Origin of the sequence: Paraburkholderia sp. 35.1 (assembly GCF_050436525.1) — a bacterium.
In the GTDB taxonomy this organism is placed as follows: Bacteria; Pseudomonadota; Gammaproteobacteria; order Burkholderiales; family Burkholderiaceae; genus Paraburkholderia; species Paraburkholderia tuberum.
This window is the reverse complement of sequence record NZ_JBNDMJ010000003.1, coordinates 1,312,355-1,332,322: the sequence shown is the minus strand read 5'-3', so window position 1 is coordinate 1,332,322 and position 19,968 is coordinate 1,312,355. Positions and strand designations below refer to the sequence as shown.

Annotated in this window: 18 protein-coding genes; 8 read left to right on the top strand and 10 right to left on the bottom strand. The window is 64.2% G+C overall.

Translation table 11 applies throughout. The features are described from left to right. Positions 1 to 293: 293 nt before the first annotated feature. Positions 294 to 1,073: a DeoR/GlpR family DNA-binding transcription regulator gene (locus OKW27_RS26180; protein WP_187609946.1), complete on the bottom strand. Its 780-nt coding sequence runs from the start codon at positions 1,071 to 1,073 to the stop codon at positions 294 to 296. Positions 1,074 to 1,392: 319 nt separating this feature from the next. On the opposite strand from OKW27_RS26180, the gene OKW27_RS26175 reads away from it, so the two are divergent. From OKW27_RS26175 to OKW27_RS26160, 4 genes are all read left to right on the top strand, one after another. Then, complete coding sequence (locus OKW27_RS26175; RefSeq protein ID WP_090805460.1) at positions 1,393 to 3,033, top strand: gamma-glutamyltransferase family protein; 1,641 nt, start codon at positions 1,393 to 1,395, stop codon at positions 3,031 to 3,033. A 185-nt stretch (positions 3,034 to 3,218) separates the two neighbouring features. Continuing rightward, on the top strand, positions 3,219 to 4,589 hold the full coding sequence (locus OKW27_RS26170; RefSeq protein ID WP_184058388.1) for an MFS transporter: 1,371 nt from the start codon (positions 3,219 to 3,221) through the stop codon (positions 4,587 to 4,589). Positions 4,590 to 4,951: 362 nt separating this feature from the next. Further along, positions 4,952 to 5,779 (top strand): ferritin-like domain-containing protein, encoded by an 828-nt coding sequence (locus OKW27_RS26165; protein WP_090801780.1) that lies wholly within the window; start codon positions 4,952 to 4,954, stop codon positions 5,777 to 5,779. A gap of 138 nt (positions 5,780 to 5,917) precedes the next feature. Beyond that, positions 5,918 to 6,451, top strand: coding sequence for a hypothetical protein (locus tag OKW27_RS26160; protein ID WP_429335298.1), 534 nt, complete (start codon positions 5,918 to 5,920; stop codon positions 6,449 to 6,451). A 59-nt stretch (positions 6,452 to 6,510) separates the two neighbouring features. On the opposite strand, the gene OKW27_RS26155 is transcribed toward OKW27_RS26160, so the two are convergent. The 4 genes from OKW27_RS26155 to OKW27_RS26140 all read right to left on the bottom strand — a co-directional run bounded on the left by OKW27_RS26155 (position 6,511) and on the right by OKW27_RS26140 (position 11,100). Further along, on the bottom strand, positions 6,511 to 8,067 hold the full coding sequence (locus OKW27_RS26155) for a DEAD/DEAH box helicase (RefSeq protein ID WP_429335297.1): 1,557 nt from the start codon (positions 8,065 to 8,067) through the stop codon (positions 6,511 to 6,513). A gap of 225 nt (positions 8,068 to 8,292) precedes the next feature. After that, positions 8,293 to 8,913 (bottom strand): PAQR family membrane homeostasis protein TrhA, encoded by a 621-nt coding sequence (gene trhA / locus OKW27_RS26150; RefSeq protein WP_035471054.1) that lies wholly within the window; start codon positions 8,911 to 8,913, stop codon positions 8,293 to 8,295. 132 nt (positions 8,914 to 9,045) lie between these two features. Beyond that, positions 9,046 to 10,347: a c-type cytochrome gene (locus tag OKW27_RS26145; protein WP_090801774.1), complete on the bottom strand. Its 1,302-nt coding sequence runs from the start codon at positions 10,345 to 10,347 to the stop codon at positions 9,046 to 9,048. A gap of 21 nt (positions 10,348 to 10,368) precedes the next feature. Further along, positions 10,369 to 11,100, bottom strand: coding sequence for a c-type cytochrome (locus OKW27_RS26140; protein WP_429335296.1), 732 nt, complete (start codon positions 11,098 to 11,100; stop codon positions 10,369 to 10,371). A 394-nt stretch (positions 11,101 to 11,494) separates the two neighbouring features. Here OKW27_RS26140 and copC point away from each other — a divergent pair, with 394 nt between their 5' ends. Both copC and OKW27_RS26130 read left to right on the top strand, forming a co-directional pair. Beyond that, positions 11,495 to 11,872 carry a copper homeostasis periplasmic binding protein CopC gene (copC, locus tag OKW27_RS26135; protein WP_429336600.1) on the top strand — a complete coding sequence of 126 codons (378 nt, stop codon included), beginning with the start codon at positions 11,495 to 11,497 and terminating at the stop codon, positions 11,870 to 11,872. Continuing rightward, entirely contained in the window at positions 11,869 to 12,798 is a 930-nt protein-coding gene (locus OKW27_RS26130; protein ID WP_429335295.1) for a CopD family protein, read from the top strand. Before copC ends, OKW27_RS26130 begins: the two co-directional genes overlap by 4 nt. Before the next feature lie 80 nt (positions 12,799 to 12,878). Here OKW27_RS26130 and OKW27_RS26125 read toward each other — a convergent pair whose 3' ends face one another. Beyond that, positions 12,879 to 13,181 (bottom strand): hypothetical protein, encoded by a 303-nt coding sequence (locus OKW27_RS26125; RefSeq protein WP_184006488.1) that lies wholly within the window; start codon positions 13,179 to 13,181, stop codon positions 12,879 to 12,881. 246 nt (positions 13,182 to 13,427) lie between these two features. Next, the gene (gene dgoD, locus OKW27_RS26120; protein WP_090801766.1) at positions 13,428 to 14,576 is read right to left on the bottom strand and encodes a galactonate dehydratase; all 1,149 of its coding nucleotides are present in this window, start codon (positions 14,574 to 14,576) and stop codon (positions 13,428 to 13,430) included. Positions 14,577 to 14,748: 172 nt separating this feature from the next. On the opposite strand from dgoD, the gene OKW27_RS26115 reads away from it, so the two are divergent. Further along, on the top strand, positions 14,749 to 15,462 hold the full coding sequence (locus OKW27_RS26115; protein ID WP_429335294.1) for a FadR/GntR family transcriptional regulator: 714 nt from the start codon (positions 14,749 to 14,751) through the stop codon (positions 15,460 to 15,462). 23 nt (positions 15,463 to 15,485) lie between these two features. Here OKW27_RS26115 and OKW27_RS26110 read toward each other — a convergent pair whose 3' ends face one another. After that, positions 15,486 to 16,973 carry a DHA2 family efflux MFS transporter permease subunit gene (locus OKW27_RS26110; protein ID WP_090805458.1) on the bottom strand — a complete coding sequence of 496 codons (1,488 nt, stop codon included), beginning with the start codon at positions 16,971 to 16,973 and terminating at the stop codon, positions 15,486 to 15,488. A gap of 187 nt (positions 16,974 to 17,160) precedes the next feature. Between OKW27_RS26110 and OKW27_RS26105 the strand changes: the two genes are divergently transcribed. Next, positions 17,161 to 17,604, top strand: coding sequence for a MarR family winged helix-turn-helix transcriptional regulator (locus tag OKW27_RS26105; RefSeq protein WP_090801762.1), 444 nt, complete (start codon positions 17,161 to 17,163; stop codon positions 17,602 to 17,604). Between the two features lie 76 nt (positions 17,605 to 17,680). Here the strand turns inward: OKW27_RS26105 and OKW27_RS26100 are convergent, their stop codons facing one another. After that, entirely contained in the window at positions 17,681 to 18,019 is a 339-nt protein-coding gene (locus tag OKW27_RS26100) for a hypothetical protein (RefSeq protein ID WP_090801761.1), read from the bottom strand. 114 nt (positions 18,020 to 18,133) lie between these two features. Further along, on the bottom strand, positions 18,134 to 19,966 hold the full coding sequence (gene atzF, locus OKW27_RS26095; protein WP_429335293.1) for an allophanate hydrolase: 1,833 nt from the start codon (positions 19,964 to 19,966) through the stop codon (positions 18,134 to 18,136). Between the last annotated feature and the right edge of the window lie 2 nt (positions 19,967 to 19,968).

The window sequence follows — 19,968 nt, the reverse complement described above, 5'->3', positions numbered from 1 at the left end:
TCAGCAAATTGCGGACAGCCTTGCAGTCGACCGGCAGGCCGGGGCCGGGTCCGCTAAGGATCAGGGCGGGAGGTACGGCTTACACGACAGATTCACAAACCGACGCCGTGCGAAACTCGCAACGCACGTTGGGGAACTGGAGTGTAGGCGAGCACCGATCAAACGCCAACCTGGTCCCCGTAAATTTTCCATTTGACAATTGGTCGCGCGATAGGCGGTCCGGCCCCGCAGCCAGATTCTTGATTTCACGCGAGGTTTTGCGTGCACCGCAGCATGGCGGAGATCGCCTGGAATTATCCGGCAATATAGATTTGACAATTCGCGGCGTTCAGCGCCTCGGTCATGTCGGCGGGCGGCGCGGCGTCGGTGAACAATGCGTCGATCTGTTCCAGATGTCCCTGGCGAACTAGCGCCGGGCGGCCAAACTTGGAGTGATCTGCGGCGAGGAACACGGTGCGTGCGTGCTCGATGATCGCCTCGGCGACACGCACTTCGCGCGTGTCGAAATCGCGCAGCGTACCGTCCGTTTCGATGCTCGACGTGCCGATGATCGCGAAATCGACTTTGAACTGCCGGATGAAGTCGATCGCCAGTTCACCGACGATGCCCTTATCCCACGGCCGCACGATGCCCCCCGTCACCAGCACTTCGCAATCCGGGTAGCCGCTCATCATGCTCGCGACGTTCAGATTGTTCGTGATCACGCGCAGTCCACGGTGGCGGTTCAGCGCGCGTGCCACTTCCTCGGTGGTCGTGCCGAGGTTGATGAAAAGCGATGCCTGATCGGGAATGTGAGTGGCGACTAGCGCCGCGATGCGTCTTTTCTCTTCATGAAACATGCGCTGGCGCGCGGTGTAGGAGACGTTCTCGGAACTGGTCGGCAGACTGGCGCCGCCGTGATAGCGGCGCAGCAGATTCATATCGGCGAGCCAGTTGACGTCGCGGCGGATCGTCTGCGGGGTGACGTCGAAGTGGCTCGCCAGGTCGTCCACGGTCACGAAGCCGTCGCGTTGCACCCACTCCAGCAATTCCTGTTGCCGGGCGTTGAGAGTCAGGCGGGGGTCTCGTGTCATGTGTCTCGGGTGGTGGCTGTCGTTTCGGCGTGGTCCGTCGCGATCATCGAGCGGCTGGCAGAAAGCCCGCCGTCGACGAACGCGATTGCGGCTATTGTAAAACCATCGTGCCCCTTGTCCGCCAACTGGCCGCGAATGCTCCGAACCTGCTCGAACCTTCATTCAGGTGCAATACGCATTTATTCATTTGATAAATGAATTTGTTTTTTGGTGCGCTTCGCGATGCAATCCTCCGTTCCGCGATTTACCTGCCTTACAACCTTTCCCATGATGTCCGGCGATTTTTTCGTGCCGGCCCGCGCTTTCGAGAGTGTTCGACATGACTGGCTTCAGCAACTGGCAAAACCCTTATCCGACGCAACGTCTGCCCGTATTCGCACGCAATATCGTTTCGACCTCGCATCCGCTCGCGGCGCAGGCCGGGCTGCGCATGTTGTGGAAGGGCGGCAATGCCGTCGACGCGGCCATCGCGGCGGCCGCAGCGATGACAGTGGTCGAGCCGGTGTCGTGCGGCCTGGGCGGCGACGCGTTCGCGCTCGTGTGGGACGGCAAGAAGCTGCATGGTCTGAACGCGTCGGGCGTGTCGCCGGCTGCGTGGAACGTCGATTACTTCAAGCGCAAATACGGCGAGGAAAACGGCTTCGCGAAACAGCCGAAGCGTGGCTGGGACGCCGTCACGGTGCCGGGCGTGATCGCCGGTTGGGAAGCGCTGCACCAGAAGTTCGGCAAACTGCCGTTCGCCGACCTGATGGAGCCGGCCATCGAGATCGCCGAGCGCGGTCACGCGGTGGCGAGCATCGTCGCGTACAAATGGGCGGCCGCGGTGCCGGAACTGAAGGATCAGCCGGGCTTCGCGCAGACCTTCATGCCGCGCGGCCGCGCGCCTGAGGTCAGCGAGCTGGTGCGCTTGCCCGGCCACGCGAAGACGCTGCGCCTGATCGCCGCGCAGGGCCCGCGCGCGTACTACGAAGGCGAGATCGCCGAGCGGATCGCCGCGTTCGCACGCGAAGGCGGCGCCGCGCTGAGCGCCGACGATCTCCGCAACTACCGCGCGGACTGGGTCGAGCCGATCGGCAAGGACTATCGCGGCTACACCGTGCATGAGATTCCGCCGAACGGCCAGGGCATCGCGGCGCTGGTTGCGCTCGGCATCCTCGAGAAGTTCGACGTGAAGTCGCTGAAGGTCGACAGCGTCGAGTCGCAGCATCTGCAGATCGAAGCGATGAAGCTCGCGTTTGCCGACCTGTATCGCTATGTGGCCGACCCGCGGTCGATGGAAGTCACGCCCGAGCAGATGCTCGACGACGCGTACCTGAGCTCGCGCGCGAAGCTGATCGATCCGAAGCGGGCGACGCACTTCGACTTCGGCATGCCGAAGGCGGGCGGCACCATCTACATGTCGGCCGCGGACGAGAGCGGCATGATGGTCAGCTTCATCCAGTCGAACTACATGGGCTTCGGCTCGGGTGTGGTGGTGCCGGACAGCGGCATCGCGCTGCAGAACCGCGGCTGCGGTTTCTCGATGGATCCGAAGTCGCCGAACGTCGTCGAGGGCGGCAAGCGGCCGTTCCACACGATCATCCCGGCGTTCCTCACGCAGCAGGTGAACGGCCAGCAGGAAGCGGTGATGAGCTTCGGCGTGATGGGCGGCGACATGCAGCCGCAAGGCCATCTGCAAACGGTGGTGCGCATGCTCGACTACGCTCAGCAGCCGCAGGCCGCGTGCGACGCGCCGCGCTGGAAGGTCAACCGCGACTTCACGGTCGATATCGAGTCGACGCTCGATCCGAAGACCACCGAGGGCCTGCAGAAGCTCGGCCACACGATCAAGTCGGTCGACGATCCGTACATGGACTTCGGCTCCGGCCAGTTCATCTGGAAACTCGATCGCAACGAGCCGGAGCGCGGCTACGTGGCGGCCAGCGACAGCCGCCGCGACGGTCTCGCCGCCGGCTTCTAGGCCATAACGAGGCGACGCCCGGGGCCGAGGTCCGCACCGGGACTCAGGTCCGATACCCGGGTAACACGTAACGAACGCGCGGCATGGCATATGCCGCGCTATTGCGCGCCCGCCAGCCGCCTCGCTGACCCAGACGGTGCCGGACCTACCACAGCTATCACGCAGCAGACAGGCAGAAGACCATCATGAATACCCCCGCGTCGCACTCGACGACCGCTTTCCCCCACGCCGCGCCGCTTTCGAAAGCGATGGTGCGGCGGATCGTTTTCTCGTCGTCGATCGGTAACGCGCTCGAGTGGTTCGACTTCCTGGTCTACGGCTACTTCGCGACGATCATCGCGAAACAGTTCTTCCCGATGCAGGACGAGTGGCTGTCGACGCTGCTCGCGATCGCCACTTTCGGCCTCTCGTTCCTGATGCGCCCGCTCGGCGCGGTCGTGCTCGGCGTGTACGGCGACCGCAAGGGCCGCAAGGCGGCGCTCACGCTCGCGATCGCGCTGATGATGGTCGGTACTTTCACGATGGCCGTGATGCCGCCGTTTTCGACGATCGGTCTCGCGGCGCCGCTGCTGGTGCTGCTGGCGCGGCTCGTGCAGGGCTTCGCGGTCGGCGGCGAGTTCGGCAGCGCGACGGCGTTCATGGTCGAGCACAGCGCGACTCGGCGCGGCTACTACGCGAGCTGGCAGTTCGCGAGCCAGGGTCTCGCGGCGATCACCGCGGCGGCCTTCGGTTCGCTGCTGACCGCGTGGCTGCCGGCCGAGCATCTGAACAGCTGGGGCTGGCGTGTGCCGTTCGTGTTCGGTCTGCTGGTCGGGCCGGTCGGCTACTACATCCGCTCGCATCTCGACGAGACGCCCGAATTCCTGGCATTGCGTGAAGAACGCGCGGCTCGCGAGGCGGCTGGCGAGCACAAGGTCGTCAGCGGAACGAAGGACGCGTCGTTCTCGAATCAGTGGGTCAACCTGCTGCTCGCGATCGGCATGGTTGCGCAGTCGACGGTCGGCGTGTACGTGCTGCAGCTCTACATGCCGCTTTACGCGGTCAAGCAGCTGCATATGGCGGCGGCCGCGTCGTTCGGCGTGGTCGTGCTGAACGGCGGCATGCAGTTCATCTTCTCGCCGATCATGGGCGCGCTGTCCGATCGCATCGGCCGAATTCGCATCATGCTGAGCACGTCGATCCTGATGGGCCTGCTGATCTATCCGATGTTCGCATGGCTGCAGACACATCCGACGATTGGCTGGCTGCTCGTGCTGCAAGGCGTCGCCGGTATTTTCAAGGCCTCGTACTCGGGGCCGATGCCCGCGCTGATGTCGGAGATCTTCCCGACCCAGGTGCGCTCGACTGGCCTTTCAATCGGTTACAGCATCGGCGTGACGATCTTCGGCGGCTTCGCGCCGACCATCGTCGAAACCTTCATTCATTTGACCGGCGACAAACTCGCGCCAAGTTATTACGTCCTGCTTGCGGCGGTACTATCGGGCGTATCGCTGATCATCGTCGCGCTGCGCATGCGTCGCGTGCGTCCCATCCCGGGCGACGTCCAACCTGCCTGAGGAAGAGGGAGCCCGCCCAGGGGGCCGCCCAAGGGGGCTCGCCTAGGGCGCCCCGCCCGTGCCCCAACCCCGCCGAGTCTGATGTCTGTCCGAAAAGCCAGCCTTTTGGGCTGGCCTTTTTTGCCTTGCGCACATGTTTTAACACGTTGGAAGATTTCGACTATCTTGAAATCGGAACTGCGTCGATGCGGCATGGTCTGTGCTGTGTGATCTGCAAGGTCGGATATCTCCGGCTAAGATGCAGAGTACAAGGGCCCAACTCTAATTCACGGTGTTGTATCCGACACGCAGAAACATCACGGCGAGCGCGGTGGCAGTTGCGAAGAACTCCTCGGGTCGGTACAGCATGGGAGCAAGACACGATGCATACAGAGCTGAACCATGTCATGCCCTGGCGGATCGAAGACATCGATCTGACGCGCATTGACCGTCAGAAGGCCGCGGCCAACGAGGACCTGCTGCTGTTGTTGTGCGCGGCTTCGTTTATCGAAAGCGGCACCGATCTCTACACCAGCAATCTGAGTACGTTTTTCAACGACGATCCCGAGGTCTCGGCCTGGCTCAACCACGAGTGGGAGCCCGAGGAAATGCAGCACGGCCGGGCGCTGAAGACCTATATCGCGTATGTATGGCCCGAGTTCGACTGGGACACCGCGTTCCGCAATTTCATGGACGAGTATTCGCTCACGTGCTCGGTCGAGGATTTCGAAAAGACCCGCGCGCTGGAGATGGTCGCGCGTTGCGTAGTCGAAACGGGTACCGCGACGCTGTACCGCGCGATCAACGAGTGCTCGGACGAAGCGGTCCTCAAGCAGATCACCGACAACATCCGCACCGACGAGGTCCGTCACTACAAGCACTTTTTCAGGTACTTCAAGAAGTACAACCGGATCGAGGGCAACGGTCGGCTCGCGGTGCTGGGCGCGTTGATGCGTCGCGTGATGGAAATCAAGAACGAAGATTCGGAGATCGCGTTGCGGCACGTGTTCGCGATTCGCTATCCGGAGCGCGTGCACGACTCCGCGTATAACCGCGAGCGCGCGGCGCGCATCAACAAGCTGGTGCGCCGTAATCTGTCCGCCGACATGTGCGTGAAGATGCTGCTCAAGCCGCTCGATCTGCCGGCGCGCATTCAGCCGGGCGTGCATTATCCGCTCGCGAAGATCACGCAGCACGTATTCTTTCGCTGAGCTATCGAACGTTGCGCGAGGCATCGGCTGAATGCAGCTGCAACGACCTGACGAAGCGAACCGGAGCCCGCTCATGCGGGCTTTGGTTTTTCCGAGGCATGATGGAGCTTTACCGACTACTTCGACTGGATCGATGGCATGAGCGCTTCCTCCTCCGCATCTACGTCCGCGCGTCCGCTCGAACAGATCGTGTTCGACGAATGGCCGGCCAACGTGCGCGCGTTGTTCGACGGTTCGTCGCTTGCGGACAAGCAGGGCTTCACCGCGTCGCTACTGAGCGTCGATGCGAACGGCCACGTGCGCACATCTCTGCTGAGCGTCGGCGAACTCTATGCGCCCGACTCGCGCACGCTGTGCATCGCGCTATGGCCGCAGGCGCGCGCGACGCGCGCGATCGCGCAAAGCGGGCGCGCGGCGCTGAGCTTCGTCTGCGATGCGGCGTTCTATCAGGTGCAGTTGCGTGTCGCGCCGCTGCCCGGTGTTGCTGGCGACGACAGCGGCCTCGTCTATCTGCTCGGCTCGATCGACACAGCAGAAGCGCAAAGCGTCCGTTATGCGCGCCTCACGGGCGGCATCACGTTCGAATTGCAAGGAGAGGGGAGTGTGGTGCTCGAGCGATGGGAACGGCAGGTCGAGCATTTGAAGCAGGCTGCCGCCGCGAGCAGCCGTTAGTCTTCGAGCAGGGAAGCGCTAACGGCTGATGCGCGGGCAGCCTTTAGGCCGCGCGACGCTTAACGGCCACGGTCGCCGTTGCGCGACGGTTGCGCACCACGCGGCGCATCGTTGCGCTTCGCGCCGCCGCCGAGCAACGCGCCCGGATTGCCGTTGCGCGAACGATTGCCCTGCGGCTTGCGCGGCGCATGGGGCGCGGGAGCGCCATCATGCGCGGCGGTACGCGGCCGATCGTCGTGACGCTGCGTATCGCGACGCGGCTGATTGCCATTGCCGGCCGGCTTCGCACCTTGTGGCCGCGGCGTGGGCTGAGCGTTCGACGCACGCTGGGCCGAACGCTGACCGGAGCCTTGAGCCGGCTTGGCCGGTGCGCCACCACCGGCACCGCCGTCACGACGCACCGCACCTTGTCCCTGGCGCGGCGAGCGTCCGCCGCCGCCCTGCCCGCGTCGCAGGATCGGCTCCGGCTTCGCGGTCGGGTCCGGCTCGAAACCGGCGATCACTTCCTGCGGGACCGGACGCTTGATCAGCTTCTCGATGTCCTTCAGCAACTGCAGTTCATCGACGCACACGAGCGACACCGCCTCGCCGGTCGCACCCGCGCGACCCGTGCGGCCGATGCGATGCACGTAGTCTTCCGGCACGTTCGGCAGATCGAAGTTGACCACGTGCGGCAACTGATCGATATCGATGCCGCGTGCGGCGATGTCGGTCGCCACCAGCACCTGCAGCGTACCGTCCTTGAACTCGGCGAGCGCGCGCGTGCGTGCCGACTGGCTCTTGTTGCCGTGAATCGCGAGTGCACTGATGCCGTCCTTCGCCAGCTGCTCGGCGAGGCGATTCGCGCCGTGCTTGGTGCGCGTGAACACGAGCACCTGGAACCAGCTGTGCTGACGGATCAGATGCGTGAGCAACTCGCGCTTGCGGTCGCGATCGACGGGGTGAATCTTCTGCGCGACCGTTTCTGCCGTCGTGTTGCGGCGCGCGACTTCGATCAGCGCCGGCGAGTCGAGCAGGCCATCGGCGAGTGTCTTGATCTCGTCGGAGAAGGTCGCCGAGAACAGCAGGTTCTGGCGCTTCGGCGGCAGCTTCGCGAGCACGCGCTTGATGTCGTGGATGAAGCCCATGTCGAGCATGCGGTCCGCTTCGTCGAGTACGAGGATCTCGAGATGCGACAGGTCGATGGTCTTCTGCTGCATGTGATCGAGCAGACGGCCCGGCGTCGCGACGACGATATCGATGCCGCGCCTGAGCGCATCGATCTGCGGATTGATGCCGACGCCGCCGAACATCACGGTCGACTTCAGCTTCAGATACTTGCCGTAGGCGCGCACGCTTTCTTCGACCTGCGCGGCAAGTTCGCGCGTCGGCGTGAGGATCAGCGCGCGCACCACGCGCTTGCCGCCGGCGGCCGGCGGCATCGAATTCAGGCGCTGCAGGATCGGCAGCGTAAAGCCGGCGGTCTTGCCGGTGCCGGTTTGCGCGCCGGCGAGCAGATCGCCGCCGTTGAGCACGGCCGGGATCGCCTGAGTCTGGATCGGAGTCGGGCTGGTGTAGCCGAGTTCATTGACAGCGCGGACCAGCGGTTCGGACAAGCCGAGGGAATCAAAAGACATAAAAGCTCTTTGCAATGCAGTGTCGCGAACGGCCCCGCTGGGCCCAAAGGACCCCAACGCGGAAAAACCAGCGCGGCATCGACACGCCCGCATGGCGTGTTCGAGGCCGAGGCCCGGTTCCGTTCACGGAGAAATCGGCGGCACGCTCACAGATGTGCCGAATGTTTCAACGCGCTATGCAGACACGTCGACTGGCCTTAAGTTGCAATTCGTCGCCGTGGAATGTCACGCGACATAGCGCGCGACACTGACGAATTGACACAGACTGCCCGCCAGTACGAACAGGTGCCAGATACCATGTCCGTGGCGGATGCGCTCGTCGTTGATGAAGAAATAGATGCCGACGCTATAGATGACGCCGCCGGCCACGAGCCACGCGGTCCCCGCGGCCGGCAACGCCTGCACCAGCGGGTGGACGGCTACGAGCGCGAGCCATCCCATCAACACATACAGCACCATCGACACGCTGCGGGTGCGTCGCCCGAGCGTGAGTTCCTGCACGATGCCGAGGGCAGCGAGCCCCCAGCTCACGCCGAATAACGACCAGCCCCACGGTCCACGCAACGTGACGAGCGTGAACGGCGTGTAGCTGCCGGCAATCAGCAGGTAGATCGCCGAATGATCGCATTTCTGCAGAATCGCCTTCAGACGCGGATGGCTGACGCTGTGATACAGCGTAGAGATCGCGTACAGCACGAACAGCATCGCACCATATACGGCGAAGCTGACGACCTTGTACGCGTCGCCGGCGAGCGCGCCCATCGTGACGAGCGCCGCCAGCCCCACCACCGACAGCACGGCGCCGACGAGATGGGTGATGCTGTTCAAACGCTCACCGAAGGGCACAACTCTTTCCTCCTGCACGGTCCCGCGAGGGCGACCACCAACACAAACAGGCCCACATGATACCGGTCCTGAAAAAACGAAGGGCGCGGCCGCGAATTTCGCAGGCCGCGCCCGGGGTGCGTCGAACCCTGCTTAGTCGAGCGGCGCCGAACGCAGTTCGGCCACCTGCTGCGGCGACACGGCCGTGCCGTGGTTGCCCCAGGACATACGGATGTACGTCACGACCGCTGCGACTTCCTGATTCGACAGAGCCTGCGCGAACGGCGGCATGCCATACGGACGCGGGTTCCCTTCCGTGCTCGGCGGATAACCACCGTTCAGCACCATGCGGATCGGGTTGACCGCGGACGGCATCTGGATCGACTGGTTGTTCGCGAGCGGCGGGAATGCCGGCGGCCGGCCGAGACCGTTATCCTCGTGGCACTTCGCGCAGTTGTCAGCGTAGATCTTCTGTCCTTGCTTCAGCAGTTCGCCGCCGAATTTTTCCGAGGTTTCGAGCTGCAGCGGTTCCGGTGCTTCGCTCTTCTGCGGAATCGTCTTCAGGTACGTCGCCATCGCGTTGATGTCTTCGGTCGACAGATACTGCAGGCTGTTGTGAACCACTTCGGCCATCGGACCGAACACCGCACCGCGGCTCGACACGCCGGTCTTGAGCAGGTCGGCGATGTCCTTGAGGTCCCAGTCGCCGAGGCCGGCTTCGCGGTTCGACGTCAGCGACGGCGCATACCAGTTCTGCAGCGGAATCAGGCCGCCCGCGAACGCGGCCGAGCTGACCGGGGCGCCCATCGCATTGATCGACGTGTGGCACATGCCGCAGTGACCAAGGCCTTCGACCAGATACGCACCGCGGTTCCATTCGACCGACTTGGTCGGATCCGGCTTGAACTCGCCTTCACGGAAGAACAGCGTGCGCCAGCCGATCAGCATGTTGCGCTGGTTGAACGGGAATTTCAGTTCGTGCGGACGGCTCGGCACGTTGACCGGCGCGACCGAGCGCAGGTACGCGTAGATCGCGTCCGAGTCGGCGCGCGTGACCTTCGTGTAGCTCGTGAACGGGAAGCCCGGATAAAGCAGGCTGCCATCTTTCGAGCGGCCGGTGTGCATCGCGCGATAGAAGTCGTCCTGGGTCCACTTGCCGATGCCGTACTGGTCGTCCGGCGTGATGTTCGGCGTGAACATCGTGCCGAACGGCGTGGCCATCGGCAGGCCGCCGGCGAACTGCTTGCCGCCGCGCACCGTGTGGCAGGCGATACAGTCGCCGGCGCGGGCGAGGTACTCGCCCTTCTTGATCAGGTCGGCCTGGTCCGCGGGCGTTGCCGCCACGGCTGCGCCGCTGCTATGCAGATTGTCGCCGCCCGACCAGAGGACGGGAACGAGTGCGGCGGCCGCGACCACGACGACTGCCGAGAGGGCGAACAAAGACTTGTGTTTCATTTGAATGTCTCTCCCGGCGCCTTATTGCGGTTCGCTGCCGCAGGCAAGCGGAGTCTTCAAGGAGCGGGCCGGAGCCGGCACGGGGTTTGGCGGAGCCTGCTGCGTGGAAAGCCAGGCCGCGACGGCGTTCACGTCTTCGTCGCTGAGGCGCGTGGCGATGGTGTGCATGCAGTCCGGCGCGATCGCGTGACGCGTGCCCGAGCGCCATGAACCGAGCTGCGCGCTGATGTAGTCGGCGTGCAGACCGACGAGACCCGGAATTGCCGGTTCCATACCGGTCAGTGCCTTGCCGTGGCAGGCCGCGCAAGCGGGCACCTGCTTCGATGCATCACCGTGCAGCACGATCTGCTCACCGCGCGCGAGCGTGGCGGCCGAGACGGTCGGCTTGGCCGGCGTCGGATACGGCGGGCGCTGCTGCGAGAAGAAGGTGGCGATCTGATGCAGGTAGTCGTCGGAGAGATACGTGACGAGGTAGTTCATCGGCGGGTACCTGCGGCGCCCCTCACGGAAGTTCTGCAACTGATTGAACAGATATTCCGCCGGCTTGCCGGCGAGGCGCGGGAAGTAGTCGTTGTCGGTACCTTGCCCATGCGAGCCGTGGCAGGCCGTGCAGGCTTGCACGCGCGCTTCCATCGTGTCGGGGGCCTTCGGTTGAGTCTGCGCTTTCGCTGCGCTATAGACGCCCGCGGCGCCGATCAACAGAAGGGCGAGCAACGGGCGGAAGAGGCGTCTTGAAGACACGCGTAACTCCATCGGAATCGGGGACCTGACCGAACTTCGGGCGGCTCGGTGTGAAGGACAGCCGTCGCTGCGGCGACGCAGCATTCTATCATCGAAGGGTAATCGTGACTATTTGCCGCATTAGAGACGGTTCCAGGTGTGACCGCCATGCGACAGTATGTCGCGTTATGCCGGTTTCGGACTTTGGTTGCGATCACGGATCGTGGTCGACGTCTTTGCCTCAAAAATAATCACGGCGTCGTCGCCGCAAGCGTGATGCCGCGTGACGCATTCGATCAAGCCAGGTGAACCGATCCCCGCGCGCGCCATCGAAGCGTACACTTCCGGGCTCGCCGGCCGTCGTGCAGACGATGCGCCTCGCCGGCCCGCCTATGTTCCGTTCGTTCTCATCCGCTATCGGCCTTACATGAAGCTATTCGATTTCTCCTCCTCGACGCTGCGAGCGTTGATGGCCGGCGCGGTGGCGCTGGCCATGTCGTCCACCGCGTTCGCGCATGCGCATCTGATCTCGAGCGTGCCGGCCGCGAACGCCGACGTCGTCGCGCCTACCGACCTGACGATCCATTTCACCGAGCCGCTCGAGCCCGCATTCAGCAAGATCACACTCGCCGATGCAAGCGGCAAGCCCGCGACGCCGGGCGCGTCGACGGTCGATAGCGTGGACGCCCGCGTGATGCACCTCGCGCTGCCCCAGTTGACGAGCGGCCGCTATGCGGTGCACTGGATCGCGGTGGCCACCGACGGTCATCGTACCCATGGCGACTTCGCGTTCAACGTCAAATGAACTTCGACGGACTGTGGATCGGGCAGGTCGCAATGGCCACGCTCATGAACGTCTCGTTCGGCTTCGCCGTCGGCTCGGCGCTACTCGGCGCATGGCTCGCGAGGGACGGGCTCCAGCGCACTTCACCGGCGCGTCCCGGCTGGATGCGCGCGCAACGCTCGATGCTCGCGGCCACCATCGTGCTGGTGCTCGCGGATCTCGGCTGGCTCCTGTATCAGGCGGCGTCGATGAGCGGTGTCGGGTTGTCCGCGGCGTTCGGCGTGGTGCCGACGGTGCTGACGCAAACGCATGTCGGCTATGGCTGGAGCGTCGCGTTCGGCGGCGCGCTGGTGCTGCTCGGCACCGCGCTGAGCCATGGCACGGGCATGCTGCGCAATACGCTGCTGTGGCTCGCGGTGCTCGCGATCGCGGCGGGTAAGGCGTCGCTCGGTCATGCGGCCGATGCCGGCGAGGTGTCGGCCGCGATCGGCATGCAGACGCTGCACGTGCTCGCAACGAGCGTATGGGGCGGACTCGCGATGGCCTCCGGCCTGGCGGTGCTGCCGGCGCTCGGGGCATCCACCGCGCGGGGCATGCTGATCCGCACGGCGACCCAGGTGTCGAACGTGTCGATCGTCGCGGTCGCGTTGGTGTTGCTGTCGGGCGTCTTCAATGCGGTGCGCGACTCGGGCAGTTCGTTCGAAGCGATTCAGGCGAGCACGTGGGGTCATGTGCTGACGTTGAAGCTCGTGCTGGTCGCGCTCGCGCTGGTGCTCGGCGCGCTGAACCGCACATCGGCGCTGCCACGCCTGCGTCGCACCGCATCGACGATGGATGCGCACACCTTCGTCAACGTGATGTATTTGGAAGCGCTCGTGATGATCGGCGTGTTCGTCGTCGCGGCCGCGTTGTCACACACCGTGCCGGCGTTCGCTGCGCTCGGTTGAACGCGCGGCGCGGCATAGGCGATTGACCAATCGGCGATGGATGCGCGCCGCGTAAAAAAGCGCCGCACTGCGAAGCCCGCTTACTCGAAGCCGAGGCGATGACCGAGAATCGGCGCGCAGAACAACGCGATCGCGCAGCCCGCGGCCTTGCCTTCGAGTTCGGCGCCGGCCGCGTGCGAGCCGACCATCTGCGTGAGCAGATCGAAGACCTGCGGCAGGCAGTACAGCACCGCCGCGGCGATAAAGCATTTCCCGACTACCGAGATGTTCCATCCGCGCTCGTACGCGAGCATCGCGCCGATGATGCGCAGCACGCCGAACGCAACCAGCGCGCCGACCGCCGCCTGTTCGCGGATCAGATAGTCAGGAAGGAATTCGCCCATGGTGCTCCTCGCTGCATGCGTTGTTGGCATGCATTTCAGCAAGGAGCAGGACATACGTATGTCCGATACCGAACAAACGTCGCGAAAGCGGGGCGGGATAAGGCTCGGCGCGGAGTGATGCAGGTCGGGGGGCACCGCTCGAACGCCGGTTCGAGCCGGCTGGTCCGGGAAGTTACGTTACTGCGACGGCCCGCGCGTCACGTGGCCCGCCGGCGGCGTTCCGCCTGCTTCGCTCAGGTGTTCAGATCACCATTCGGCGACGCTGCCGTCCGCGTGACGCCACACCGGATTGCGCCAGCGGTGACCGACCTTCGCCATCTCGCGCACTTTCTCTTCGTTGACCTCGATGCCGAGTCCGGGGCCCTGCGGAATCGACACGAAGCCGTCTTCGTACTTGAAGACTTGCGGATTCTTGATGTAGTCGAGCAGGTCATTGCCCTGGTTGTAGTGGATGCCGAGGCTCTGTTCCTGGATGAACGCGTTGTAGCTGACCGCGTCGATCTGCAGACAGGTTGCGAGCGCGATCGGGCCGAGCGGGCAATGCAGCGCGAGCGCGACGTCGTAGGCTTCCGCCATCGCGGCGATCTTGCGGCACTCGGTGATGCCGCCCGCGTGCGACGCGTCCGGCTGGATGATGTCGACGTAGCCGCCCGACAGGATGTGCTTGAAGTCCCAGCGCGAATAGAGACGCTCGCCGAGCGCGATCGGCGTGTTGGTCTGATTGACGATGTCGCGCAGCGCCTCGGCGTTTTCCGACAGCACCGGCTCTTCGATGAACAGCAGCTTGTACGGGTCGAGTTCCTTGGCGAGCACCTTCGCCATCGGCTTATGCACGCGGCCGTGGAAGTCCACGCCGATGCCGATGTTCGGCCCGACCGCCTCGCGCACCGCCGCGACGTTGTTGATCACGCCTTGCACCTTGTCGAAGGTGTCGATGATCTGCAGCTCTTCCGAGCCGTTCATCTTGACGGCCTTGAAGCCGCGCTCGACCACCGCGCGTGCGTTGTTCGCGACATCGCTCGGACGGTCGCCGCCGATCCACGAGTACACCTTGATTTTGTCGCGCACCTGGCCGCCGAGCAGCGCATGCACCGGTACGCCGTGATGCTTGCCCTTGATGTCCCACAGCGCCTGATCGACGCCGGCGATCGCGCTCATCGTGATCGGGCCGCCGCGATAGAAGCCCGCGCGGTACATCACCTGCCAGTGATCCTCGATCAACAGCGGGTCCTTGCCGATCAGATAATCGGACAGTTCCTCGACGGCCGCGGCGACCGTATGCGCGCGGCCTTCCACCACCGGCTCGCCCCAACCGACGATGCCCTCGTCGGTCTCGATCTTGAGGAAGCACCAGCGCGGCGGGACGATAAAGGTTTCGAGCTTGGTGATTTTCATGGTGTGTGTCTCCGGTGTCGATCGAAGTTGGCGCTTACTCCGAACCCATGCAAAGCAGGTCTGCGGGCATGCAAAATTTCGGGGAATTCCATGCTACAACAAAACTGCATTAAAATACTATTAATAGTACTATTTGCCACATAGTGGTGAGATCTGCCGACTTACCGCCGCGTTGCGCGACGGGATCATCAACCGCGAGGAGAAAACCATTACGCACGATCTGCACGGGCGAGTCGTCCAACTGCTGGCGACCGCGATTCTGCGCGGCGACTATGCGCCGGAGTCGATCCTGCCTCGTGAAGCCGAGTTAATGGAGATGTTCGGCGTGAGCCGCACGGTGCTGCGCGAGGCGCTGCGCACGTTGACGTCGAAAGGGCTGATCGAATCGCGGCCGCGCGTGGGTACGCGCGTGCGGGTCAAGTCCGCGTGGAATCTGCTCGATGCCGATCTGCTCGACTGGTATTCACGCGTCGCCGAGCCGATGGCGTTCGCGCTCAAGCTGCAGGAAATGCGCGAGATGATCGAGCCTTATGCCGCCGGCCTCGCGGCCGCCGCGCACACCGACGATACGTTGGGTGCGCTTGCGGCCGCGCATACCGCGATGGTGGCGGCGCGCAACGTCGACGAATGGGTGCGCGCGGATCTGCAGTTCCACCTGCGCGTGCTCACCGCGTGCAGCAACGAACTGCTGATCCCGCTTGGCGCGCTGATCGAGCGCACGCTCGAGGCACAATTGCGGCTCAATGCGAAACGCGCCGATGTGTTCAACGCGTCGCTCGCCGAGCACACGGCGGTGTTCGAGGCGATCCGCGCCCGCGATGCCGCCGCGGCGTATGCGGCGATGGCGTCATTGCTCGGCGTGACGCGCGGGCGAATCGAAGGCTGAGGCGGACGTCGGCGCATTCGGTCTCAATCCATCGCCGCATGCGCGATCGACGCATCTGGTGCCTTGTGCGACGGCCGGATCAGCAGCAACAGCGGGATGACCAGCAGCGTCGCCACGAACATCAGCTTGAAGTCGTTCAGATACGCGACCATCGCCGCCTGCTGCGTGATCGACGCGTTCAGCGCCGCGATGTCATAGTTCGAGCCGCTGTTGAGCATCGACTGGAACGCCGGATTGAACGCGGTGACGTTCGCAGCGAGGTCCGCGTGCGAGATCTGCGTGTTGCGCGTCATCAGCGTCTGCACGATCGAAATGCCGATACTGCTGCCGATGTTGCGCATCAGGCTATAAGTCGCGGTGCCGTCCGCGCGCAGCTCCGGCGACAGCGTCGAGAACGTCAGCGTGGACAGCGGCACGAACACGAGGCCGAGTCCGAAGCCCTGGATCACGCCGGGCCACACGATGTCCGATGCCGATAGCACGATCGTGTACTGCATCATCTGCCACAGCGCGAACGCCGATATCAGGAAACCGCAGAGCAGCAACAGCCGCGCATCGACGCGCTTGAGCAGCCGGCCGGCGATCAGCATCGCGACCATCGTGCCGGCGCCGCTCGGTGCGGTGACGAGGCCCGTGGTCGCGACCGGATAGCCCATCAGGTTTTGCAGCATCGGCGGCAGCAGCGCGCGGGTCGCGTACATCACCGCGCCGATCACGAAGATGAACAACGTGCCGGTCGCGAAGTTCGGGTCCTTCAATAACTTGTACTTGAAAAACGAGCGCTCGCCGATCGTCGCCGTGTGCACGAGAAAAAACGCGAAGCTGATTGCCGCGACGAGCGCCTCGATCACGATCTCGGTCGACGAAAACCAGTCGAGCTGCTCGCCGCGATCGAGCATCGCCTGCAATGCGCCGATCGCGAGGCCGAGCGTGATGAAGCCGAACGCGTCGAACTTCACGTCGTGTTTCGGCGCGCGCGTCGGCAGGAAGCTCGCGACGCCGAACAGCGCGATCGCGCCGATCGGCACGTTGATGAAGAACACCCAGCGCCAGTTGTAGCTATCGGTGAGCCAGCCGCCGAGCGTCGGACCGAGGATCGGCCCGACCATCACGCCCATGCCCCACACGGCCATCGCCTGGCCCTGCTTTTCGCGCGGGTTGATGTCGAGCAGGATCGACTGCGACAGCGGCACCAGCGACGCGCCGAAGATCCCTTGCAACAGACGCGACACGACGATCTGCGACAGCGTCTCGGAGAGTCCGCACAACGCGGACGACACGGTGAAGCCGCCGATCGCGATCAGCAGCAGCCGCTTGACGCTGAGGCGATCCGCCAGCCAGCCGGTGAGCGGCGTGGCGATCGCGGCGGCGACGATATAGGAGGTCAGCACCCACGTGATCTCGTCCTGCGACGCGGACAGCGTGCCTTGCATATGCGGCAGCGCCACGTTGGCGATCGTGCTGTCGAGCGTCTGGATCAGCGTCGCAAGCATGATCGAGATCGTGATCATCGGCCGGTTGAGCAGCTCGGTGGCGCTCGCCGACGTGGAGGCGGAAGACATGGACGGTGGGGAGGCTCGATATAGTAAGCATGCTTAGTATATCGACGATACGGGTTGGCGCTATCGGGAGTTGTGCTGAGAATAGAACGCACACGCAGTCGCGCTGTACGCCGAAGTGCTTCCGTATAATCCGCGCATGAAAACCCAATTCGAAGAGCGCTTCGGCTTTCTGATCTACGACGTCGGCCGGCTGGCGGGCAAGCGGTTCGACGATCTCGCGAGGTCGTCGGTCGATCTGACGCGCGCGCAGTGTCGCGTGCTGGCCTATCTCGGCCACTACGGCGACATCAATCAGGCCCGGCTGGCGGATCTGCTCGAGGTCGCGCCGATCTCGGCGGGCCGGCTGCTCGACCGGATGGAGGAGGGCGGCTGGATCGAGCGGACCGCGAATCCGCAGGATCGCCGCGAGCGCCAGGTGCGCATGACGCCGAAGGCTGAGCGCACGCTCGGCAAGGCGCGCAAGGTCGGCGACGAGGTCGCGCTCGAAGCGCTCAATGGTTTCAGCGATGAAGAAGCGGCGCGGTTGATCGCGCTGCTGCAGCGGGTGCGCGGCAATCTGAGCCGGCTCGTGGATCGCTGAAGCGTCGCGGTGTTGGCGCGACGCCGAAGTCTTTCGCGCGAGCCGGGGTTACGTTGAGCTCGCGCTTCAAATCACGTTATCTGGATTCCGACGCCGGCGTGGCGCCGCTCGGCGGTACCAGCTCGTAACAGCCCGGCGCCACCGACGTTTTTGCTTTTGCATCCGGATGCTGCGTATCGATGCATTTGAACGCGCTCTGATCGCGCTGCACGAAGATCGTGTCGGCGGGACCGTTGTTGACCACGGCGACGATCTTGTAGCCGTCCTGCAGCAGCGTCGCGAGCATGGTGGAACTGGCGCGCCATTGACTGTCGGCGGTGCTCGGCGTTTGAGCTTGTGCGATGAGGGCGGCGGTCGTGCCGGCGAGCGTGAGCGCAGCGGTGGTTGCGGCGAGCGCGACGGTGCGGAGCGTCATTAAGGAACCTCTTGAAGTTGCGACGGAATTGCGGAAGGAAGCCGGAGGTGCCAACCAAACCCGCGGCGCTTCACTGCCCATACCCTGCGACGCCGCTGCTCATCGTTCGTTCCATCAGAAACTCGCGCAATGCTCGCTGGCAAGCCATGCTCGCCATCCGCCAAACTCCGAGATATCGGTTCCCGACTGCACGCCATACGGCTCGCAGAGGAAACCGGTAACCCACGAACCGTCGACGAGTTCGACCTTGCCCAGAACCAGCGGAGACGGAACGGTCGAAATAAACGAGCCGAACTCCGCGCTGGGCATTTCCCACACTTCGACAGCAATTTTTGCGCCGCCATCGGTGACGCGCCACAGGCCTGGACGCCTCGTGCCGTCCGCCGACGCAGGCAGCGCCGACAACCGGTATTGCGCGGTAGTCTGAGTGGCCTGCAAGAGCCGCCCGCGTCGGGCAAGCAGATCGCGGTTGAGGGGCAAACCTTGCATGTGTGCGCCGCAGACCGCGATCCGCATGCGATCGTGGCTCGCCGCGCATCGTTCGCCGCGCGGTTCCGGCTCGACGGTTAGACCTCCGACGCAGTGCACGCCGCTCTTTCGTTGCAGCAGGTCGGCCACACCCAACAGATACTGGTCGGTGAACGCGCGGCCAAAGACGGTCACGCCCCAGGGCAGACCATTCTTCATGAAACCGGTCGGCGTAGCGACGGCGGCATAGTCCAGCAGATTCATGAAGTTCGTGTAATAGCCGAGCAGGGAGTTCGGACCAATGGGGTCGCGCTCCAACTCGTCGAGCGTCACGGCACGCGGATACGACGGCGTCAGAACGAAATCGAGTGAATCGATCGACGCATCGCAGAGGGCCTTCAATTCCTGCAAGCGGTACTGCGCGCGAAACAGTTCGACCGCGCTCGCGCCGGGTGCCTTCGCCAACACATCGCGAATGACGGGCAAAACCGCGGCGGGTTTCTCCGTCATCAACTCGCCCGCCACGCTGTAACGCTCGGCCACCCACGGCCCCTGATAGAGCAGATTGGCGGTTTCGACAAACGGCGTGAAGTCGATTTCGACAGCTTCACCACCTGCTTCTTCGAGCAACGCGCGCACCTTCGCGAACAGCCCGGGGCTCTCGGAACAGCCGGCGAATTCCAGTTGCGCCGGCACGCCGAACTTGAACGCCGTGGGCTCGCCAAACGCGCGTGCCGTATTCCATTGCGGATTCGCGCGGCTGTATGCATCGCGAGGATCGGGGCGCGCGCTCAACGCAAGCAACTCGCTCGCTTCTTGCGCCGTCGCCGTGAAGAACGTGACGCAATCGAGCGTGCGGCACGCGGGCACCACACCCGCGGTGGACAGCAGGCCTTTAGTCGGCTTGAGACCGACGAGATTGTTCAGCGCGGCAGGCACGCGACCGGAACCGGCCGTGTCGGTCCCGAGCGCGAAACTGGCGACGCCGAGCGCGACCGCGAGTGACGACCCCGCGCTCGAGCCGCCCGACGGATAGTCGGGATGCACGCTATTGCGACACTTGCCATACGGCGACCGGGTGCCGTTCAGACCGGTCGCAAACTGGTCGAGATTGGCTTTGCCGAGCGGCACAGCGCCGAGCGCGATCAATTGCGCAACGACACTCGCCGATCGCGACGGCGTGTACGCGAACGCGGGGCACGCGGCGGTCGTCTGAATGCCGGCGAGATCGATGTTGTCCTTGATCACGAACGGAACGCCATAGAGCGGCAGGCTTTCGACGTCCTGGGTGTCGAGCCAGTCGAGGTAGGGCGCGACTTCATCTTCGGTCAGAAGATGGATGAACAGATTGAACGATGGATTGAGCGCCGCAGCTTTTTCGAGCAGTTCAGCGACGAGCCTGCGCGGCGTGAGCGTTCCATCACGGTATGCGGAGCGAAGTGTCGGGAGGCGAAGATCGAATGACGAGAATGAAGACATGG

What these genes read in the sequence shown, in the direction of transcription:
- OKW27_RS26180 (WP_187609946.1), bottom strand. Translation starts at nt 1,073, where the DNA reads ATGACACGAGACCCCCGCCTGACTCTCAACGCCCGGCAACAGGAATTG.
- OKW27_RS26175 (WP_090805460.1), top strand. Translation starts at nt 1,393, where the DNA reads ATGACTGGCTTCAGCAACTGGCAAAACCCTTATCCGACGCAACGTCTG.
- OKW27_RS26170 (WP_184058388.1), top strand. Translation starts at nt 3,219, where the DNA reads ATGAATACCCCCGCGTCGCACTCGACGACCGCTTTCCCCCACGCCGCG.
- OKW27_RS26165 (WP_090801780.1), top strand. Translation starts at nt 4,952, where the DNA reads ATGCATACAGAGCTGAACCATGTCATGCCCTGGCGGATCGAAGACATC.
- OKW27_RS26160 (WP_429335298.1), top strand. Translation starts at nt 5,918, where the DNA reads ATGAGCGCTTCCTCCTCCGCATCTACGTCCGCGCGTCCGCTCGAACAG.
- OKW27_RS26155 (WP_429335297.1), bottom strand. Translation starts at nt 8,067, where the DNA reads ATGTCTTTTGATTCCCTCGGCTTGTCCGAACCGCTGGTCCGCGCTGTC.
- OKW27_RS26145 (WP_090801774.1), bottom strand. Translation starts at nt 10,347, where the DNA reads ATGAAACACAAGTCTTTGTTCGCCCTCTCGGCAGTCGTCGTGGTCGCG.
- OKW27_RS26140 (WP_429335296.1), bottom strand. Translation starts at nt 11,100, where the DNA reads ATGGAGTTACGCGTGTCTTCAAGACGCCTCTTCCGCCCGTTGCTCGCC.
- copC (WP_429336600.1), top strand. Translation starts at nt 11,495, where the DNA reads ATGAAGCTATTCGATTTCTCCTCCTCGACGCTGCGAGCGTTGATGGCC.
- OKW27_RS26130 (WP_429335295.1), top strand. Translation starts at nt 11,869, where the DNA reads ATGAACTTCGACGGACTGTGGATCGGGCAGGTCGCAATGGCCACGCTC.
- OKW27_RS26125 (WP_184006488.1), bottom strand. Translation starts at nt 13,181, where the DNA reads ATGGGCGAATTCCTTCCTGACTATCTGATCCGCGAACAGGCGGCGGTC.
- dgoD (WP_090801766.1), bottom strand. Translation starts at nt 14,576, where the DNA reads ATGAAAATCACCAAGCTCGAAACCTTTATCGTCCCGCCGCGCTGGTGC.
- OKW27_RS26110 (WP_090805458.1), bottom strand. Translation starts at nt 16,973, where the DNA reads ATGATCACGATCTCGATCATGCTTGCGACGCTGATCCAGACGCTCGAC.
- OKW27_RS26105 (WP_090801762.1), top strand. Translation starts at nt 17,161, where the DNA reads ATGAAAACCCAATTCGAAGAGCGCTTCGGCTTTCTGATCTACGACGTC.
- OKW27_RS26100 (WP_090801761.1), bottom strand. Translation starts at nt 18,019, where the DNA reads ATGACGCTCCGCACCGTCGCGCTCGCCGCAACCACCGCTGCGCTCACG.
- atzF (WP_429335293.1), bottom strand. Translation starts at nt 19,966, where the DNA reads ATGTCTTCATTCTCGTCATTCGATCTTCGCCTCCCGACACTTCGCTCC.